General features: G+C 41.8%; 17 protein-coding genes. 14 read left to right on the top strand and 3 right to left on the bottom strand.

The genetic code is table 11. The features are described from left to right. Positions 1-25: 25 nt before the first annotated feature. The 5 genes from V7783_RS10785 to V7783_RS10765 all read left to right on the top strand — a co-directional run bounded on the left by V7783_RS10785 (position 26) and on the right by V7783_RS10765 (position 4,476). A complete protein-coding gene (locus tag V7783_RS10785; RefSeq protein WP_335678716.1) occupies positions 26-1,294 on the top strand; it encodes an inorganic phosphate transporter in 1,269 nt (422 codons plus the stop codon). Positions 1,295-1,386: 92 nt separating this feature from the next. Continuing rightward, the gene (locus V7783_RS10780) at positions 1,387-2,307 is read left to right on the top strand and encodes a hydrogen peroxide-inducible genes activator (RefSeq protein ID WP_335678715.1); all 921 of its coding nucleotides are present in this window, start codon (positions 1,387-1,389) and stop codon (positions 2,305-2,307) included. A gap of 111 nt (positions 2,308-2,418) precedes the next feature. Next, positions 2,419-2,961, top strand: coding sequence for an RNA polymerase sigma factor (locus V7783_RS10775; RefSeq protein ID WP_335678714.1), 543 nt, complete (start codon positions 2,419-2,421; stop codon positions 2,959-2,961). After that, positions 2,954-3,544, top strand: coding sequence for a hypothetical protein (locus tag V7783_RS10770; protein WP_335678713.1), 591 nt, complete (start codon positions 2,954-2,956; stop codon positions 3,542-3,544). The genes V7783_RS10775 and V7783_RS10770 overlap by 8 nt, the downstream gene beginning before the upstream one ends. An 11-nt stretch (positions 3,545-3,555) precedes the next feature. Then, complete coding sequence (locus V7783_RS10765; RefSeq protein WP_335678712.1) at positions 3,556-4,476, top strand: hypothetical protein; 921 nt, start codon at positions 3,556-3,558, stop codon at positions 4,474-4,476. A gap of 38 nt (positions 4,477-4,514) precedes the next feature. Here the strand turns inward: V7783_RS10765 and V7783_RS10760 are convergent, their stop codons facing one another. Then, entirely contained in the window at positions 4,515-4,739 is a 225-nt protein-coding gene (locus tag V7783_RS10760) for a hypothetical protein (protein ID WP_335678711.1), read from the bottom strand. A 203-nt stretch (positions 4,740-4,942) separates the two neighbouring features. Beyond that, positions 4,943-7,468, bottom strand: a complete 2,526-nt coding sequence (locus V7783_RS10755) for an EAL domain-containing protein (RefSeq protein WP_335678710.1) — start codon at positions 7,466-7,468, stop codon at positions 4,943-4,945. A gap of 168 nt (positions 7,469-7,636) precedes the next feature. Between V7783_RS10755 and queA the strand changes: the two genes are divergently transcribed. The 8 genes from queA (at position 7,637) to V7783_RS10715 (ending at position 17,206) form a co-directional block, all read left to right on the top strand. Beyond that, on the top strand, positions 7,637-8,668 hold the full coding sequence (gene queA / locus V7783_RS10750; RefSeq protein ID WP_335678709.1) for a tRNA preQ1(34) S-adenosylmethionine ribosyltransferase-isomerase QueA: 1,032 nt from the start codon (positions 7,637-7,639) through the stop codon (positions 8,666-8,668). A 159-nt stretch (positions 8,669-8,827) separates the two neighbouring features. Then, positions 8,828-9,955, top strand: coding sequence for a tRNA guanosine(34) transglycosylase Tgt (tgt, locus tag V7783_RS10745; RefSeq protein WP_335678708.1), 1,128 nt, complete (start codon positions 8,828-8,830; stop codon positions 9,953-9,955). A 26-nt stretch (positions 9,956-9,981) separates the two neighbouring features. Next, positions 9,982-10,320 carry a preprotein translocase subunit YajC gene (yajC, locus tag V7783_RS10740; protein WP_016709184.1) on the top strand — a complete coding sequence of 113 codons (339 nt, stop codon included), beginning with the start codon at positions 9,982-9,984 and terminating at the stop codon, positions 10,318-10,320. 22 nt (positions 10,321-10,342) lie between these two features. Continuing rightward, the gene (gene secD / locus V7783_RS10735) at positions 10,343-12,202 is read left to right on the top strand and encodes a protein translocase subunit SecD (protein ID WP_335678707.1); all 1,860 of its coding nucleotides are present in this window, start codon (positions 10,343-10,345) and stop codon (positions 12,200-12,202) included. 9 nt (positions 12,203-12,211) lie between these two features. Beyond that, positions 12,212-13,159 (top strand): protein translocase subunit SecF, encoded by a 948-nt coding sequence (gene secF / locus V7783_RS10730; RefSeq protein ID WP_335678706.1) that lies wholly within the window; start codon positions 12,212-12,214, stop codon positions 13,157-13,159. A 703-nt stretch (positions 13,160-13,862) separates the two neighbouring features. After that, positions 13,863-14,393 (top strand): hypothetical protein, encoded by a 531-nt coding sequence (locus tag V7783_RS10725; RefSeq protein ID WP_335678705.1) that lies wholly within the window; start codon positions 13,863-13,865, stop codon positions 14,391-14,393. A 91-nt stretch (positions 14,394-14,484) separates the two neighbouring features. Further along, positions 14,485-16,275: a GGDEF domain-containing protein gene (locus tag V7783_RS10720; RefSeq protein ID WP_442961364.1), complete on the top strand. Its 1,791-nt coding sequence runs from the start codon at positions 14,485-14,487 to the stop codon at positions 16,273-16,275. Between the two features lie 103 nt (positions 16,276-16,378). Beyond that, positions 16,379-17,206 (top strand): substrate-binding periplasmic protein, encoded by an 828-nt coding sequence (locus tag V7783_RS10715; RefSeq protein ID WP_335678703.1) that lies wholly within the window; start codon positions 16,379-16,381, stop codon positions 17,204-17,206. A gap of 44 nt (positions 17,207-17,250) precedes the next feature. Here the strand turns inward: V7783_RS10715 and suhB are convergent, their stop codons facing one another. Then, positions 17,251-18,054 (bottom strand): inositol-1-monophosphatase, encoded by an 804-nt coding sequence (gene suhB, locus V7783_RS10710; protein WP_210798474.1) that lies wholly within the window; start codon positions 18,052-18,054, stop codon positions 17,251-17,253. A 275-nt stretch (positions 18,055-18,329) separates the two neighbouring features. On the opposite strand from suhB, the gene V7783_RS10705 reads away from it, so the two are divergent. Next, positions 18,330-18,677, top strand: a complete 348-nt coding sequence (locus V7783_RS10705) for a four helix bundle protein (RefSeq protein WP_335678702.1) — start codon at positions 18,330-18,332, stop codon at positions 18,675-18,677. Positions 18,678-18,711: the final 34 nt, after the last annotated feature.

The following is an 18,711-nucleotide window of genomic DNA, read 5'->3' as shown; positions in this document are numbered from 1 at the left end:
AATAACGAAAGATTAGGGTTACACAATGGATATCATTGCATCTTATGGCACGGTATTAATTTTAATTGCCGCAGCAGTCGGTTTTTTTATGGCTTATGGTATTGGCGCGAATGACGTTGCTAATGCGATGGGCACATCAGTAGGTTCAAAAGCACTCACCATTAAACAAGCAATTTTTATTGCGATGATTTTTGAATTTGCAGGCGCCTACTTAGCTGGCGGTGAAGTAACATCGACAATTCGTAAAGGTATTATCGATTCAACACCATTTTTACAGCTTCCCGAATTAATGGTCTTGGGTATGATCTCGGCATTATTTGCAGCCGGTAGTTGGTTGTTAATTGCATCCTTCTTAGGGTGGCCGGTATCAACAACACACTCAATTATTGGCGCTATTATTGGTTTTGCATTAGTTGCTGTTGGCAGCGAAGCAATCCAATGGGATAAAGTAGCGGGTATTGTTGGCAGTTGGATAGTTACCCCTGCAATTTCAGGCTTTATTGCGTATTTGATCTTCATGAGTGCGCAAAAACTAATTTTTGATACCGATGCACCACTTAAAAATGCCAAACGTTATGTGCCTATTTATATGGGTTTAGCGGGCTTTATTATGTCTTTGGTTACTATCAAAAAAGGCTTAAAGCACATTGGTGTTAATATCGGTGCTGTTGAAGGTTATTTATTAGCAGTCGGTATTGCTGTGATTGTGGCCATTATTGGTAAGATTGTTATCTCGCGCTTAAAGATTGATCCAAAAGCCGATAAGAAAATGCAATTTAATAACGTTGAGAAAGTATTCGCTATCTTAATGGTATTAACGGCATGTTGTATGGCCTTTGCGCATGGTTCGAATGACGTTGCTAACGCCATTGGTCCACTAGCGGCAGTTGTAAACATTGTTGAAAACAATGGTGAAATAGCTAAACAAGCGTCAATCGCATGGTGGATTCTACCACTAGGTGGCTTTGGTATTGTTGCCGGTCTGGCTATTTTAGGTAAAAAAGTAATCAAAACCATTGGTGAAGGCATTACGCATTTAACACCAAGTCGTGGTTTTGCCGCTGAATTAGCCGCAGCATCTACGGTTGTAATTGCATCAGGTACTGGCTTGCCAATTTCTACTACTCAAACCTTAGTTGGCGCGGTGTTAGGGGTAGGTATGGCTCGTGGTATTGCTGCACTTAACATGGGTGTGATCAGAAACATTGTAGTTTCTTGGGTAATTACATTGCCAGTTGGCGCTGCCCTTGCTATTGTTATTTTCTACATACTAAGAACTGCCTTTGGAGTTTAAATCCAGCAGCTTTTGAGTATCACAGACTTTTAGCTTGAAAAGATCTCAACGCCCTTGGTGTTGGGGTCTTTTTATTTGTGGGTAAAGAAAGTATGACGAACTTACCAAGTATTAAACAACTGCAGTATTTATTGGCAGTTCATCAGCATCAGCACTTTGGGCGCGCGGCAAGTGCGTGTTTCATCGGCCAGTCAACACTCAGTAGTGCCATTCAAACCCTTGAAGAAACACTCGGTTGCCAACTCATAGAACGTGAAAATCGCAGTTTGATGTTCACTGCCATCGGCGAGGAAGTAGTCGAGCGGGCACGCAAAATTATTGACGATACGTTAAGTGTCAGAGAGCTGACTAAAAGTCATTTAACCCCGCTAAGCGGTACGCTCACACTCGGTGTTATTCCAACCATTGCCAGTTTTATTGCGGCACCTTTATATCACCTTTGCCAGCAACAGTTTGCTGATTTAGAGCTGATTCTAGTGGAAGATACCAGTGATAGCTTGCTGGATAAGTTAGAGCATGGCCATATCGATATGGCCTTATTAGCATTACCTTACGACACCGATAAGTTCCATACTCAAATATTAGCTCAAGATCATTTTAGTCTAGTGCATCATAAAGACTATTTGCCAGCTAAGAATATTGAAGATTTTAACTTATTACCTGAAGCTAGCGTGTTCTTATTAGAGCGCGAACATTGTATGACAGGGCATGCGCTGAGCGCGTGTCACCTGAACCGTTCGAGTTGTATCAACCCATTTGAAGCGGCCAGTTTGCACACTTTACTGAGTATGGTTGAGCATCAGTTAGGGGTCACATTTTTACCGCAAATGGCAATTAACGCCGGTATTTTAGAGCACAAAAACATGCTAGCAACGCCTTCGCAAGGCGATGCATACCGCGATATTGGCATTTTATGGCGTAAAACAACCGGGCGCATTCGAGACTTTCGTTTATTTAGCCAAATGCTAGAGAGTTTTTTAAAGCAGCAATGCCGTTTAACTGCGATTGAATAGCTCATTAACGTGAGCTTTTTCATTTATTTTAATTTATTTTCATCTTTTCCAAACTATCTTCCCCACACTATCGACTAACCTAATAAGTAAAATAACTAAGCATCGAGAACCGTGTTTTTTCAATCACTAGAAACATTAATCGCCAAAGCACAGCAAGGAAATAAACGCGCCTGGCTTAAGCTGGTAAAACAGCATGAAAGCCAAGTTTATAACTATTGCTTACGGATGCTTAGTAACCCTGATGATGCCATGGATTTAATGCAAGAGGTGTTTATATCGGTGTATAAAAGTTTGCCAAGTTTTCGTGGTGAATCAAGTTTTAACACTTGGGTGTTCCAAATAGTGCACCGTCGTAGCGTTGAGTATTATCGTCGTCGTAAACACTTCGAGAGCCTTGATGAAGTGCCTGAGCAAGCATGTGAGCACAGTGAGCTGGAGCGTAATCAGTTAGTGAGAGTTGAGCATCAACAATTAAAAACGATGTTAAATAACTTACCGTGGGAGCAACGTTTAGTGGTCGAGTTAAAGTTTTTTCAGCATTGCACCTTTGAAGAGATTGCTGAGCAACTCGATATTTCCACAAATACCGCCAAGTCACGGCTATACAGTGCACTAGGCAAGTTAAAAGTTCATTTGGAGGCCGTTGATGGCTAATTTAGAGTCGCTTTTTGAGCAATGGTTAGAGGGCAATATTTTGAGTGATGCGCAATTGCAGCAGCTCGAAAATGACCCTGGATATAGTGCGCTGATGAGCCAAGCCCAAGTCTGGCAGCAGCATAGTAATGAATATAAAGCAGTACCAGTGCCTGATTGGGATCGCCAATCAACAATGCCACAGCTCGCTTCTGTGAGTGTATTTAGTACGGCTGGGATATGGGCTGTTGCGGCATCAGTGATGATTTGCTCGTTAATCTTTTTAGTTATGCCAAAGCAGCAGGCACCAGAGTTGCTGGAGCAGGTCGCGAAACAAACGCAGTTATTAGAGTCACAGCAAAAGCAAATTGACCAACTGCAAAAAATTATTACGGCGCAAAATGAATTACAGCAGCAACACATGTATCAACTCGCTAAAGAGGCTATTACCACTGGGCGCGTTGAACGCCAAGAAGACCTTAATAGCTTACTTACGTATATCAAAACCCAGCGAGCTCAAGATCAGGCGTATCTGCGGATGCAGCTAAATGACTTAGCCGAGCAAGTACAAGAGCAGCCAATGGCGGCCATTGCGAAAAATTAGGAGTAAAGAGCATGAATAAAAAACTTATCAGCAGCGCTATCATTGCGGTAATTGGTTGTACAGCTGGCAATCTACAGGCAAAAACCCCCGCAGAATTGGCTTCTATCCAGCGTGAAGTCGGAATTATGGAAAACATTTTAAGTAGCGCTTTAAAGCAGGATACTGATAAAAAGATCCGCGCAATTTCAGCTAACTACCTTGCGGATCAAGGGGTGGTATTTGAGTTAGATGTAAGAGGTGCAAGCCGTTGGCAGACTATTTTTAGTAACGCGCCAAATGCGCCGTTGCCACCGTTGCCACCGTTGCCCGATATTGATTTTTCAAATGTGAATGTTGAATTCATTAGCGAGCATGTAGAAGTATTAAGTGAGCAGGCTGTTGAATCATCTCGAGAGGCTTACCAACAAGCGATGGAAGTTATGCGTGAAGGTGCAGAGCGAGTACGTGAGATTGCAGAGCAAGAGCGCGATGTTAGCCGAGATTTACGCGAGTTGGAACGTGAAAAGCGTGATTTAGAATTTGCTAGCCGCCATGATAATAGCGCAGAAGCAAAAGAGCTTGAACAACGTAAAAAAGCGCTCGAAAAAGATATCGCTAAACTTGAAAAGCAACAAACAACACTCACAAAACAGCAACAGCAGTTACGCCAAGATATCAACGCAAAGCAAGCTGAGCGTGAAAAGCAACAACTTGCAGAGCAACAAAAGTTGCTCGCACAGGTTAATAACAGTATTAGTTTAACGCTTTGTGATTATGGAAGTGGTTTACGTAGCTTGCCAAACGATGAGCGTGTGAGTTTCGTACTTAAAGGGTTGGCTGATAAAAATAAAAGCTTGATCAAAGTTTTCACTAAGGCAGATATAAAAAAATGCGTAGTGGGTGACATTAAAGCCAGCGATTTAGCCCTCAAGGCAATTAGCTATCAGTTTTAATTGCCCAACGAACAATCCCTGACCAACAAAGCAGCCGATCATAAAGGCTGCTTTTCATTATGCCCTTCGTATTCAAACTGTTTATTGAATGGCGTAATATCTGGTAAAAACAATAAATATACCCACACCACTAAATTAAAATAGGGGACCAACCCTAAGCAAGTAAATGTTGTTACCGGGTAGCCTTTACGTTCAGCATAACGGTAGCATTGGTAAGTTATCCCTAAATTTACCACTAGTAATAGCACGATTAGTTGCGTCATAATTCACTCCATAAATTGACAATAATACTAATAACAATATGTTAGTTGCTAAGTAGTATGTTGTGGTCATTCGGTGATGTCATGTCATTTTTGGATAATCTATATAATAACAAGACATTTACCAAGCGATAGACAAAGTATAGATGAGTTATTCTAAGATGGAAGTAAAAAAATAGCTTGAATTGTTTAAAAATGTAACAGTTTTAGCTAGGTGATTGTTCGTAAAAAGTTTTGTTTTGTGAAATTTTTTGTAATTGATATTTTATTTTTTCTATCGGCACTGGGCGTGAAATAAAGTAGCCTTGTCCGAAATCTACGCCAATTTCCTTCAGCGCTAAAAAAATCTCTTTGTTTTCTACATACTCAGCGACAGAGCGCTTATCCAGCGAGCGACTAATATCATTAATTGCTTTAACGAGCGCTAAATCAATCGGATCATTGAGCATATCGCGAACAAACGAGCCATCTATTTTAACGTGCTGCGCAGGCAGTTGCTTAAGGTAATTAAAGGTACTAAAGCCGGTGCCAAAGTCATCTATTGAGAAGTGGCAGCCCAAGCGATTGAGTTTTTCAATCATCAGCCGCGTGGCTGTTAGGTTATTGATACTGGCCGATTCGGTGATTTCAAAAATAACCCGAGTCGGCACAACCTGACATTTTTCAAGAGTGGATTCAATATGCGGTAATAAGCGTTCATCTAAAAACGATTGCGCTGAGAGATTGATCGCAACTTGATTTAGCTCTGGGTTGGCAGCGATAGCAGCAATGGCATTACTGATCACACACTGATCCATCAAGTAAGTGTCGTTTAATAATTCAAGTGACGGGATAAATTGGTTTGGATAAACCAGTTCGCCGTCGAGCTTTAAGCGTAACAGTGCTTCAAAATAAGCCACACCACCTTGTTTAAAGTCCCAAATTGGCTGGTAATGTAATTCAATTTGGTTTTGTTGCAGTGCTTGGCGAATACTGTGTCCCCACTCTAAGCCTGCTTGTAAGGTATTATGGTTGGCATCTTCTTTTGAATAGCAATGAACGAGATTACGGCCCAAGCTCTTTGCGACATATAAGGCAATGTCGGCCTGTTTTAAGCATTCACTCGGATCGTGGTTTGCGGCAGTTATTTGCGTCAAACCAATCGAGCAGCTGATAGAATAAACTTGTTCTTCTGATTTAAACTGATGCCCTTCAATCGCCATACAGATGCTTTCTGCGATTAAGTGTGCATCAAGCAAGTTCATATTTTTTAAGATCACAGCAAACTCGTCACCACCAATACGACAAACTAAATGTTCGTCACTGATGTTATCGGTAAAGAGTTGCGCCACTTCTTTTAGAACGATATCGCCTTGTTGATGACCTTTACTGTCATTAATTATTTTAAAGTGGTCGAGGTCAATATAAATTAAGGCGTGCTCTATGTCGTCATAGGTGCGTTGTGGTTGGCAAATTCGATTCAGTTGTTGATCAAAATAATAGCGGTTATGTAAGCCGGTTAGCGTGTCATGCAAGGCCAAATGACGCAGTTGTAATTCAGCCTGTTTGCGCTCATGGATATTATCGATAGTGGCGGTGATGGTCGCCGCATTACTGCTGTTTTTGATCAGCTGTAAACGGCATTCAACCCAGATAGCTCGGCCATCTTTATGAATTATTTGCACTTCTACTTGTTGTTGCAAGGCGCCACCTTGCAAAATGCTGCTAATAGTATCAAGCAGCTTTTCTTTGCAGTCATTAATACAAAAATCAGAGAGCGCTTTGGTTAAGGTTTCTTTGATACCAAAACCACTGAGTGCTTCCCACGCTGGGTTGATAAAGCGAATTCGCCCTTGTTGATCAAACTCAAGCACTACAGTATTAAGGTGTAACAATATTCGCTGATGGGCAGAAAACAGCTCCTTATAACGATTTTGACTTTGACTTAGCTGCTCAACCTTTTGTGCAAATTCAGCATAACTGACCATAAAATCTTCGCGGCGTGCAGCATGGTCACACACTTTTGTAAGTAGTGAATGCTCGTAGGGGGCACGAATAAAGTCAGTCACACCAGAAAGTAATAGTTGCTCAGCATGATTAGCATCTTTTGTATCAATAATAGTTACAATGGCTTGCTTTGGATTATGCAGTAAAATTTCTTCAACTAATTGGCTTGCAGCTCCGGCATGCGCTGCGGTTGCATCGAGTAACACAATGGCAAATTTTTGTTGTAAATAGATAGACAGCGCTTGTTTAGAATTAGCCACATGGGTGCAGGCAAAATTTAGTTGTAGTTGCTGGGCGATTTTAGCCGCTTTAGTGCTGTCGGCTTCAATAAGTAATAAGTCTAAACGGCTACTTTTTTCTAAATGAGTAGATAGCACATTAGCTAAAACTTGCGGTAGCATGTCTTGTCGTTCACATGGCAGTACTGCATCTATGCCATAACTACGGGCAGTTGTTTCTGCTATGCGCTCGCAATAAATAGGTGGAATAAGAACAATTGGGGTATTTTTGGGCGTTTTTAATAGTCCTGAGCGGATCATTCGTGAAAAGCGCCAACCGTCAATTTTACCGACATTAAGCCCAGTAATAATGACATCAACAGCTTGAGATTTTAAAATTTCGAGGGCTTGCTGGCTGTCGGCTACTTCAAGAAAAGTAAACACATTGAGTCGACTTAAAGTTGACTTCACTGCCTGACGCTCAGCGACACTGGCATTTAAGATCAGCAAACTTAGCTGCTTAGCCATTGTAGTCATACCTCTTATTAACCCAACTTTAATTAAGTTGAGTAGAATAATGCCATTTGTCCTGAACCACAAGAGAACAATGCAGGGTATTTTTATTAAAGCCGTTGGTTGAGCTAATAGCGCGATACAGTTAAACTTGGCGCGACTTTTTTGATCTGGATATATCCTATGCGCGTGGCCGATTTTAGCTTTGACCTACCTGATGAATTAATTGCTCGTTTTCCTAAGCAGGACCGAACCAGCAGCCGTTTACTGACTTTAGATGGCCCAACTGGCACTGTAGAACATAAGGTATTTAGCGATGTTCTTGATTTAGTAAATGAAAATGACTTACTGGTTTTTAACAATACTAAAGTGATCCCAGCAAGAATGTATGGCCAAAAAGCATCTGGCGGTAAACTTGAAGTGCTGGTAGAGCGAGTGCTTGATGAGCATCGCGTACTTGCTCATGTACGCGCCAGTAAATCGCCAAAACCAGGCACAATGATTATTCTTGAAGGTAAAGCAGAAGCGACCATGGTTGGCCGTCATGGTGAACTGTTTGAATTGGAATTTGCAGCTGAGCAAAACGTCCTGGAAATTTTAAACGATATTGGCCATATGCCATTACCGCCGTATATTGATCGTCCAGATACCGACGAAGACCGTAAGCGTTATCAGACCGTTTATGGTGAAAAGCCAGGCGCCGTTGCAGCACCTACTGCAGGCTTACACTTTGATGACTCGCTAATGGCGGCACTGAAAGCGAAAGGCGTAAACATGGCCTTTGTCACTTTGCATGTGGGCGCGGGTACGTTTCAGCCTGTGCGCGTGGATTCGGTTGATGATCATATTATGCACTCAGAGTACATTGAAGTACCTGATGATGTTGTCGCAGCTGTTGCGGCAACTAAAGCCAAAGGCGGGCGTGTTATCGCCGTGGGAACAACGTCTGTGCGTTCATTAGAATCGGCGGCTAAAATACATGGTGGGCAATTAGCGAGCTACTTTGGCGATACCGACATCTTTATTTACCCGGGTTATCAATTTAATGTGGTTGATGCCATGGTGACTAACTTTCACTTATCGGAATCGACACTTATTATGCTGGTCAGTGCTTTTGCTGGGCAGGAAAATATTATGAGTGCTTATCAAACGGCAATCGAACAAAAGTATCGCTTTTTCAGTTACGGTGATGCGATGTTTTTGACTCGGAAATAATGCCTTCTTAAATCAGTTTAGAACCCAGCAAAATGCTGGGTTTTTTTACTTTTAATTTCAGCTTTTAGCCCAATTAATAGTAATGCCATAGTAACTAATGGTAGAATCGAGCGGTTAAATTATAGCTTGTTGGACTGTTTTTCTGACATTGAGGATGATATGAAATTTGAATTAGACCGTACAGACGGTAAAGCCCGCCGTGGCCGCTTGATTTTTGATAGAGGCGTAGTAGAAACTCCAGCATTTATGCCTGTGGGTACTTATGGCACGGTTAAAGGCATGACCCCAGATGAAGTAAAAGATACTGGCGCGCACATTTGTTTAGGTAATACGTTTCACTTAATGCTTCGCCCTGGTACTGAAATCATCAAACAACATGGTGGTTTACACGGCTTCATGAACTGGGATCGTCCGATCCTAACTGATTCAGGCGGCTTCCAAGTGTTCAGTTTAGGCGCCATGCGTAAGATTTCTGAAGAAGGTGTATTATTTAGTTCGCCAGTCAATGGTGAAAAAATCATGCTCTCGCCAGAAAAAGCCATGCAAGTGCAACGCGATTTAGGCTCAGATATCGTGATGATTTTTGACGAATGTACGCCTTATCCAGCCACTGAAAAAGAAGCAAAAGAGTCAATGGAGTTGTCACTTCGTTGGGCTAAACGTTCAAAAGAAGGTCATGGTGATAACCCATCAGCCTTGTTTGGTATTATCCAAGGCGGTATGTACCCTGAGTTACGTGCGCAATCACAAGCCGGATTAGAAGAAATTGGTTTTGATGGTTATGCGCTCGGTGGTTTATCTGTGGGTGAGCCTAAGAACGAGATGATTAACATTCTTGATCATTGTGCATACAAAATGCCAGAGAACAAACCGCGTTACCTTATGGGCGTAGGCAAACCAGAAGATTTAGTTGAAGCTGTGCGTCGCGGTATCGACATGTTTGACTGTGTAATGCCAACTCGTAATGCACGTAACGGCCATTTATTTATCACAGGTGGCATCGTTAAAATTCGTAACGCAGTACATAAAACAGACACCGGTCCACTGGATCCGGAGTGTGATTGCCATACTTGTAAGAATTATTCACGCGCGTACCTACATCATCTTGATAAATGTAACGAAATTTTAGGTGCACGACTAAACACCATTCATAACTTGCGTTATTATCAGCGTGTTATGGAAGGTTTACGTAATGCGATTAGTGACGGCAAGTTAGATGAATTCGTAAATGATTTTTATGCACGCCGCGGCCAAGATGTGCCAGAGCTTGCAGATACTACAAATTAAATTTTAAAAATTAAAGAGGAAGTGTTATGAGTTTATTTATTTCAAACGCCCACGCAAGTGCGGCAGGTGCAGCTCCAGCCGGTGGTGGTTATGAGATGTTGATTATGCTAGCTATTTTTGGTCTAGTATTTTACTTCTTAATTTACCGTCCACAAGCTAAGCGTGTAAAAGAGCATAAAGCGCTAATGAACGCGATGGCTAAAGGCGATGAAGTATTAACGCAAGGTGGTTTAGTGGGTAAAATCGCTAAAATCTCTGAAGATAAAGACTTCATTGTTATTTCACTTAACGACCAAGCTGAAGTAACTGTACAGAAATCAGCAGTTTCAGCAGTATTGCCGAAAGGCACAATGAAGTCGCTATAATAATAAAAAGAAGGACGCCCACGTGTTAAACAAGTTTCCATTATGGAAGTATTTACTTGTTCTAGCTGTGATTGCGATAGGTCTTTTATATGCCTCTCCTAATTTGTATGGTCGTGATCCGGCCATACAAATTTCAGGTACTAAAGGAACTGATGCCGATCTCAGTGTTGTAGACAAAGTAAACGCGACTCTCAAAGAACACAACGTTACTGCTAAGTCAGTAGTTTTAGAAAGTGGCCAAGTATTGATCCGCTTCAAAAACGTTGAAGAGCAACTTAAAGCGCAAGACTTATTGCGTAATTCATTAAGTGATGATTACATCTCAGCCATTAATATGGCCCCGGCGCAACCTCATTGGTTAAAAGCCCTTGGCGGCAATCCAATGAAATTGGGCTTGGATTTAAGTGGCGGTGTTCACTTTACGATGGAAATCGACATGGTGACGGCGGTTGATAACGCGCTTGAACAGATGGATCAAGATTATAAAAGTGACCTGCGTGAAGAAAAGCTGCGTTATCGCACCGTTCGCCGCGTAGCCGGTACTGAACGTCTTCGCGTTGAAATGCGCAGTGAAGAAGACAAAGACGCTGCAGAGCGCTTCTTACAGTCACGTTACCCATTGCATATTTTTATTGATGACAGCTCAAACGATAATGCATTTTACGCAAGCCTTAGTGACCAAAAGCTAAAGGAAATTCGTGATTATGCAATCAAGCAAAACGAAACCATTATTCGTAACCGTATCAACCAAATTGGTGTTGCTGAGCCGAACGTACAGCGCCAAGGTGCAGAGCGTATTATTGTGCAACTGCCTGGTGTGCAAGATACTGCTCGTGCAAAAGAAATTTTAGGGGCAACAGCCACTCTTGAGTTTCGTGAAGTAGACGAAAATGCAGATCCTTCAGCTGCGGCGCAGGGGCGTATTCCGCCAGGCACTGAAATGATCATGAGCCGTGATGGTTACCCTGTGGTACTGAAAAAACGTATCATTCTAGAAGGTAGTCATATTACTGGCGCGCAATCTGGCGCTGATGAATACCAACGTCCGCAAGTAAGCATTAGCCTTGATAGTAAAGGTGGCGCAAAAATGAATGCCTTTACTAAACGCGCGATTGGTAAGCGTATGGCAACGGTATTTATTGAATACAAGCCTTCTGGTAAAACAGACGCAAATGGCAAAGCGTTACCACCAATTAAAGTTGAAGAAGTTATCAACGTGGCAACTATTCAAGCGCGTCTTGATCGTTCATTCCGTATTACTGGCATTGATAACCCTGCTGAAGCACATAATCTAAGTTTATTACTACGTGCAGGTGCTTTGGTTGCGCCAATTCAAATTGTTGAAGAGCGTACGGTAGGACCAAGCTTAGGACAAGAAAACATTGAAGCGGGTATGACTGCGGTTGCATTAGGCTTCTTGTTTGTACTGATCTTTATGTTGGTTTATTACAAAGGCTTTGGCTTAGTCGCTAATATAGCTCTTGCTGCTAACTTGGTATTGATTGTGGGTGTAATGTCGCTGATCCCAGGTGCTGCATTAACACTGCCTGGTATTGCCGGTATTGTATTAACAGTCGGTATGGCCGTTGATGCTAACGTACTAATTTTTGAACGTATTCGTGAAGAACTTGCTGATGGTCGTAGCCCGCAACAGGCAGTTCATCATGGTTATGACAGCGCTTTTAGTACGATTTTTGATGCTAATATTACCACCTTAATTGCTGCAATTATCTTATTCGCAGTGGGCACAGGTCCGATTGCCGGTTTCGCAGTAACACTTGCGATTGGTATTATCACCTCAATGTTTACAGCCATTGTTGGTACCCGCGCGGTGATCAACTTATTTATCGGCGGTAAGCGCGTCGATAAGCTGTCAATTTAAGGAGCAGATATGCAAATTTTAAAATTAGGTGGCAGAACATTAGGTTTTATGTCGCTGCGCAAAGTTGCAATGACTATCTCAACGCTGCTTATTTTGGCCTCAATGGCGTCGATCTTTGTTAAAGGGTTAAACTTTGGCTTAGATTTTACAGGTGGCACGGCAGTTGAAGTGGGTTTTTCACAACCCGCTGATTTGAAGAAAGTCCGTGCAGCACTTGCTGAAAACGGCTTTGCTGATGCTTCAGTGCAATTATTTGGTTCAAGCCAAGAAATTTTGGTCCGTTTAGCCCCGCGCGGTGATGACGTAAAAGCTGAAGTTATAGGTAACCAAGTTATTGAAACACTAAAAAAGGCAGACGATAGTGTGGTAATGCGCCGCATTGAATTTGTTGGTCCAAGTGTAGGTGAAGACTTAAAAGAGCAGGGTGGCCTTGCCATGTTAACTGCACTTATTTGTATCTTGATCTACGTTGCATTTCGTTTTGAATGGCGTTTTGCGGTGGGCGCGGTGGCAGCTCTTGTGCACGATGTTGTGATTACTCTGGGTTTGTTCTCAGTGTTGGGCTTAGAGTTTGATCTAACCATTCTGGCAGCAATCTTGGCAGTAATAGGTTACTCACTGAACGATACCATTGTTGTATCTGATCGTATTCGTGAGAACTTTCGTAAAGTGCGTATCGACGATACCATTGAAATCATTGATATTTCATTAACGCAAACACTTAACCGTACCTTAGTAACTTCAATCACCACTATTTTAGTATTGATTGCCTTGTTTGCTTGGGGTGGCCAAACGATTCATGGTTTTGCTACTGCATTGTTATTTGGTGTGTTTATTGGTACTTATTCTTCAATTTATGTTGCAAGTGCCGTTGCGATTGCAATGGGCGTCAGCAAAGAAGATTTAATACCAGAAGTGATCGAAAAAGAAGGCGCAGACTTAGATCCTATGCCATAGGAATTACTCTAATTAGAGTAACTAAGTTTGTATTAAAAACCGCTCCATGAGCGGTTTTTGTTGTTAAGCATTACCGACAGAAACGGGTGCTTTATGCCACGCGGGTTAAAAAATCATGGCTAAAGCCATTTCCTACGTTTTGCTTTTAAGATTGGCTTAATGCTAAGAGCTGCGCGAGGTGCTATGGTTAATTAATTCCGCCTACGCAAATGTCTGCTCATTTTCTCCTCATTGTCTTCTCTTTGTGCAAAAGATGTTTAAGTAATTTATTCACAAAGAGGCTAAGAGGGCGCTGCGCTTAAGAGGTCAAAAGCGCTTGATTAGGAGCTAGGATTTATAGCCCGTTACCCGCGCCCGTAGCTAGCGAAGCGTCTCGGTGGTGAATAAACCTGCGCGAGGTAAACTCGCGCCTACGGGTTTGCACCGGTGTTTGCGTTTACTGTAGGCGCGGCTTTATGCCGCGCGGTTTAAAGACTCATGGCTAAAGCTATTTCCTACGTTCTAAAAACCTCTAACATCTAATATCTAATTGCGGCTAGGTTCTAGGAAAGAGACTAGGGGCTAGGATTCATAGCTCGTTACCCGCAGCCCGTGGCTTTTCTTCTCTTTTTACGAGTTGGCACTGGCGTTAATTATTGCTATTTATGAAATTAAAAATTCTCTATAATAGCCATTATTGATTAAGTATTGGTGTAACTAACTAATGTTAAAGCCACTTGTAGTCGCTAGTAGTCTAATTATTGTTAGCGGATGTGATAATAACTTAACAGCTCAACAAACTGAGCATGTTGTGAAACCTTCACAATTAAGTGCATTTGAACAATACCCAGATCAAGCTAATACCTTGCTTAATAATATTCGTGCGAGAAAGGATCCGGCCAGCTTAGAGGCAGAATCCGCAGAGCTAGTCACTTTATCGCAGGCCTTAATTAAAGAGCTTGTCGTTAAATATCCACAATGCACAGCATACTTAGATGCGTTAAGTGAAGTGGCAACTGTGATTGCTTCATTGCCGTTGGCTGAAATCGACAGCGGGTATCACCGTGATGCTAAGCTGCCTAAATTTGATGATCCTGTGTGTTATCACGCCAAAGACTTACTCGTTCACCCGGCAACAGTGCAAGCGAGTGCACGCTTGGGACTCGCTGATCAAAACGCTTATCAAAATGCGGAACTTGATATGATTGAAGTCATAGCGCATTTTGAGCAGGTTGCACGGGCATTAAATAACTAACTAATTATTCAATGCAACACACTGCGCTGCCATAAAATTGTCATACGCTCTTGCTACTTTAACCGCCTCTTAATGAAGTTATGGGTTAATAATAGTGAGTGATCGGCTTGGTATATTAGAAAATATCTTAAAAAACAGTGAAATTACCACGTTATTTCAACCCATCTTTGATATTGCCGAGCAGCAAATATTAGGTTATGAAGCGCTTAGTCGTGGCCCTAAAGGCTGTCCCCTTGAAATGCCTAATGCATTATTCAGTGCAGCAGTAACCTTTGATAAAATCTCAGAACTGGAGTTGTTGTGCCGCTCTAAAGCAATCGAAAACTTTGTAAAACTGAAGCTGCAGGGTAAGTTGTTTTTAAATGTCAGCCCGAAAACTTTACTTGATCCCTGCCACCCTAAAGGTGAAACATTACACCTTGTTGAACAATTTGGTCTAGCTGCTAATAAAGTGGTGATAGAGGTGACTGAGCAAGAAAAAGTGGATGATGGCTTTTTATTATTGAAAACCATTGCTCACTATCGCAAGCTGGGTTTTTCAATCGCGATTGACGACTTAGGTGCAGGTTATTCAGGGTTAAAGCAGTGGTCAGAATTGTGCCCTGATTATGTAAAAATTGATCGCTACTTTATTGATCATTGCGACGAAAGTGTAGTTAAAAAGGAATTTTTAAAATCCATTATTGAACTTGCTAAAGTCACTAAAACAGCGGTTATTGCAGAGGGAATAGAGCGCCCTGAAGAGCTTAGTCTACTTGAAGGTCTTGGTATTGTTCATGCGCAAGGGTTCTTGCTTGAACGGCCAAGCTTACGGCCAAGTTCAGAGTTTAACTCAGATCAATTGCAGCAGTTAAATTTTACCCCATTAGCGGACCAATTTGAGCAGTCAATGGCAATTGGTTGGCTGGCTGTTGAGCAAATGCCTATCGATAGCCATACCCGTTGTAAAGATGCCCATAATATTTTTGAAAAAGATAAAGCCATTGTTAGCATAGCTGTCATCAACCACGATTCGCAACCGATTGGACTATTACATAAAGATCAGCTGACAGAGGTTTTTGCAGCGCCTTATGGTCACGCTTTATATGATAAACAACCCGTCACAGCATTAATGCATAAGCAACCGTTGGTGGTTGATGAAAACCAGCTACTTGATACCGTGAGCCAGCAGATCACAGAAAATGATTTTGATATTCGTCGGCATATTATCATTACTCGCGCCGGGCAATATTTGGGCCTTGCGCCGCTTCGCGATATTTTAAAACATATTACCGAAGAGAAAATACGTCATGCCCAGCATGCTAATCCACTCACAATGCTACCTGGTAATGTGGCAATAAACGAAGCGATAGAACATAGGCTAAGAGTAAAACATGGCTTCGCACTCGCTTATATCGATTTAAATCACTTCAAACAGTTTAATGATTTATATGGTTACGCCAGTGGTGACAGCGTTATAAAATTACTCGCGGATGTGACTACGCAGGCATGTAGTAACATACCAAGCTTTGTTGGTCATATTGGCGGCGATGACTTTATGGTGGTGTTTGATGGTGATGATGCCGAGTCAGTTTGTAATCAAATCATTCGTGATTTTGAGCTAAAATCACGGGCCTTCTTTACCCCAGAGCATATTGCCAGTGGCGGCTATTGGGCCAGTAATCGAGAAGGTGAAAAACAATTTGTACCACTGCTAACATTATCAATTGGGGTTGTTGAGCCCGATTTAGAGCAATGCACTAACAGTCATCAAATTGCGGCGTTGGCAACCGATGCAAAAAAAGAAGCGAAACGTTATCGTCACAGTTATCTATTTTTATGTAAACGACGTGGCCCCGCGCTTGCGGTTGTTCGTTTAAGCCCGGAAAAGCAAGTAATATGAAATAAGTTTAAGGGGAGCTGTTTTACTTGAGTATTTACTCACCAGCGTGTAGCTTTATTTAAACCTAAAAGGTAAACACGCCTAAAACTAGAAAATAATAATTATGACTAGCTACTTTTCCTCATTTATTTCACTTTTAGCATTTGTTAGTTATGCACTGTACAGTGAAAAAGTTACCGCAACAGAAACTGTGACGATTGGCCAAGAACCTAGAGCCCTGTATCAGCGCGACGAATATTTAAAAGAATTATTGCAACAAGCACTTACTGCTGCTAATTACTCAGCCCAGTTAAAAACGGTTATTGTACATCCGCATCAACAGCGTGCACTTATCACGTTAGACGGTGATGGTGTAGATCTATACTGGAGCATGACCAGTCCTGAGCGCGAAACCTTAGCCATTGCGATTAAAGTGCCTTTATTCAAAGGCTACATAGGTAAGAGGGCACTTGTTACCAAGCAAGAGTCACTTAGTCGCTTTTCAACTGTTAGCACTCAAGAGCAACTTAAAGGATTCACAGCAATTCAGGGGCATGATTGGCCTGATACAAAAATATTGGCGCACAATGGTTTATCAGTACGGCCATTCGCTAATTATCAAGCAATGTTTAATATTGTGTTGACGGGGCGGGCTGATTACTTTCCACGCTCTTTTATTGAAGTCAGCTCGGAGTTAAAAGAAAAGAGTAATGAAGGGTTAGTGATTGTCCCCAACCTTTACATTAGTTACCCAAGTGCCTTTTATTACTTTGTCTCAAAGCGCAAACCAGAGCTTGCCAAAAGCCTAGCTGAGGGCTTGGCAATAATGCAGCAAAACGGCAACTTTGAGCAATTATTTGCACAGTACTTTGCTGAGGATTTAAAGGCATTGCCATTTGATACTGCTAATACTGTAGAGATCAAATTAGAGAACCCATATTTTGCACATTAAAAAAGGAGCCTAAGCTCCTTTTTACAATTTACTCGCGCTAATAATTAGCGAAGTAACGCTTCAGTTAAAACTGGGCGGATCTCACGAATGATTGCTTGAGTCAGTTTTGGTGCGCCACAGATAAGGTTACCGCTGTGGCTATAGTTATTACCGCCAGCGAAATCAACAACCATACCGCCAGCTTCTTTAACCATTAGCTCACCAGCAGCGCTGTGCCAAGGTTTTAAACCAATCTCAAAGAAACCGTCAGCACGACCCGCAGCAACATACGCCATATCTAATGCTGTACAACCTGCACGGCGAATATCGGCAGTATGAACAAACAATGCTTTAAATGCTTCAGTGTAAGCATCCATGTGGTGTTTGTTTTTATACGGGAAACCTGTAGCAAGTACAGTACCTGATAAAACAGTTGTTTTACTTACGCGAAGACGTTTGCTGTTTAGCTGTGCGCCTTGACCACGAGAAGCAGTGAAAAGCTCACCACGAATTGGATCGTAGATAACTGCTTGGTCTAAACGACCTTTAACTTTAAGTGCGATAGAAACCGCATAATGAGGAATGCCTTTGATGAAATTTGTAGTGCCATCAATAGGATCAACAATCCATTGGTAATCTGCATCCTTGCCTACGTGCTCACCTAGTTCTTCACCAACAATAGAGTGAGTAGGGTAAGACTGTAAAATTGTGTCGCGAATTACGGCTTCGGCTTCTTTATCAATATTAGTTACTAAGTCGTTAGTGCCTTTTTGTTGCACTTCAACTTTTGATAAATCTTCGCCAGCGCGAAGTAAAATTTTGCCTGCGTTACGCGCAGCGCGAACCGCAATGTTTAACATTGGATGCATGGTGTTACCTTTGGGTTGTAAAAGAACGTTTATATATTTCTATATATTTCAGCCGGCGTATTCTAGCGATTTTTGACACAAAGTAAACAATAAACCCCAAAAAGTTTTGAGTGTTTTTTGTACGTAGCTGTTTGAGAAGAGGTTTATTAGTATTGTTTTCCGTCAGCCGTCAGCCGTCAGCCGTCAGCCGTCAGCCGTCAGCGTCAAAGTTGGGCATTTGCATTTTAAAGTTATTGTTCCTATATATTAACCATGCTTGTGAAGTGGATAATACAATGAACTTTGAGAATCTTGAAGTATGGAAACGCTCAGCAAGATTAAGTGCTGATATTTATAAACTTACAATCGACCTAAATGACTTTGGCTTTAGAAATCAGTTAACGCGATCTGGTCTATCAGTACCTAGTAACATAGCTGAAGGCATGACTCGCGAAAGTGATAAAGAGAAGTTACGGTTTCTAGATATATCAAGATCTTCGTTAGCGGAAGCGAGAACACAAATTTATATTGGGATAGACATTAATTATATCAATAAAAATATCGGCGTTCTGTGGATAAATGAAACAATAGAGCTGTCAAAAATGTTGACAGCCTTAAAGGAAAAAATCAAAGCTGATAGCTGATAGCTGATAGCTGATAGCTGATAGCTGATAGCTG

It is taken from the genome of Pseudoalteromonas sp. (assembly GCF_036960685.1).
Classification (GTDB): Bacteria; Pseudomonadota; Gammaproteobacteria; order Enterobacterales; family Alteromonadaceae; genus Pseudoalteromonas.
Note: the sequence above shows the minus strand (reverse complement) of the source record. Positions and strands in the feature narration are given on the sequence as shown.

Coding starts and splice junctions, on each gene's coding strand:
- V7783_RS10785 (WP_335678716.1), top strand. CDS start 26: ATGGATATCATTGCATCTTATGGCACGGTATTAATTTTAATTGCCGCA.
- V7783_RS10780 (WP_335678715.1), top strand. CDS start 1,387: ATGACGAACTTACCAAGTATTAAACAACTGCAGTATTTATTGGCAGTT.
- V7783_RS10770 (WP_335678713.1), top strand. CDS start 2,954: ATGGCTAATTTAGAGTCGCTTTTTGAGCAATGGTTAGAGGGCAATATT.
- V7783_RS10765 (WP_335678712.1), top strand. CDS start 3,556: ATGAATAAAAAACTTATCAGCAGCGCTATCATTGCGGTAATTGGTTGT.
- V7783_RS10760 (WP_335678711.1), bottom strand. CDS start 4,739: ATGACGCAACTAATCGTGCTATTACTAGTGGTAAATTTAGGGATAACT.
- V7783_RS10755 (WP_335678710.1), bottom strand. CDS start 7,468: ATGGCTAAGCAGCTAAGTTTGCTGATCTTAAATGCCAGTGTCGCTGAG.
- queA (WP_335678709.1), top strand. CDS start 7,637: ATGCGCGTGGCCGATTTTAGCTTTGACCTACCTGATGAATTAATTGCT.
- tgt (WP_335678708.1), top strand. CDS start 8,828: ATGAAATTTGAATTAGACCGTACAGACGGTAAAGCCCGCCGTGGCCGC.
- yajC (WP_016709184.1), top strand. CDS start 9,982: ATGAGTTTATTTATTTCAAACGCCCACGCAAGTGCGGCAGGTGCAGCT.
- secF (WP_335678706.1), top strand. CDS start 12,212: ATGCAAATTTTAAAATTAGGTGGCAGAACATTAGGTTTTATGTCGCTG.
- V7783_RS10725 (WP_335678705.1), top strand. CDS start 13,863: ATGTTAAAGCCACTTGTAGTCGCTAGTAGTCTAATTATTGTTAGCGGA.
- V7783_RS10715 (WP_335678703.1), top strand. CDS start 16,379: ATGACTAGCTACTTTTCCTCATTTATTTCACTTTTAGCATTTGTTAGT.
- suhB (WP_210798474.1), bottom strand. CDS start 18,054: ATGCATCCAATGTTAAACATTGCGGTTCGCGCTGCGCGTAACGCAGGC.
- V7783_RS10705 (WP_335678702.1), top strand. CDS start 18,330: ATGAACTTTGAGAATCTTGAAGTATGGAAACGCTCAGCAAGATTAAGT.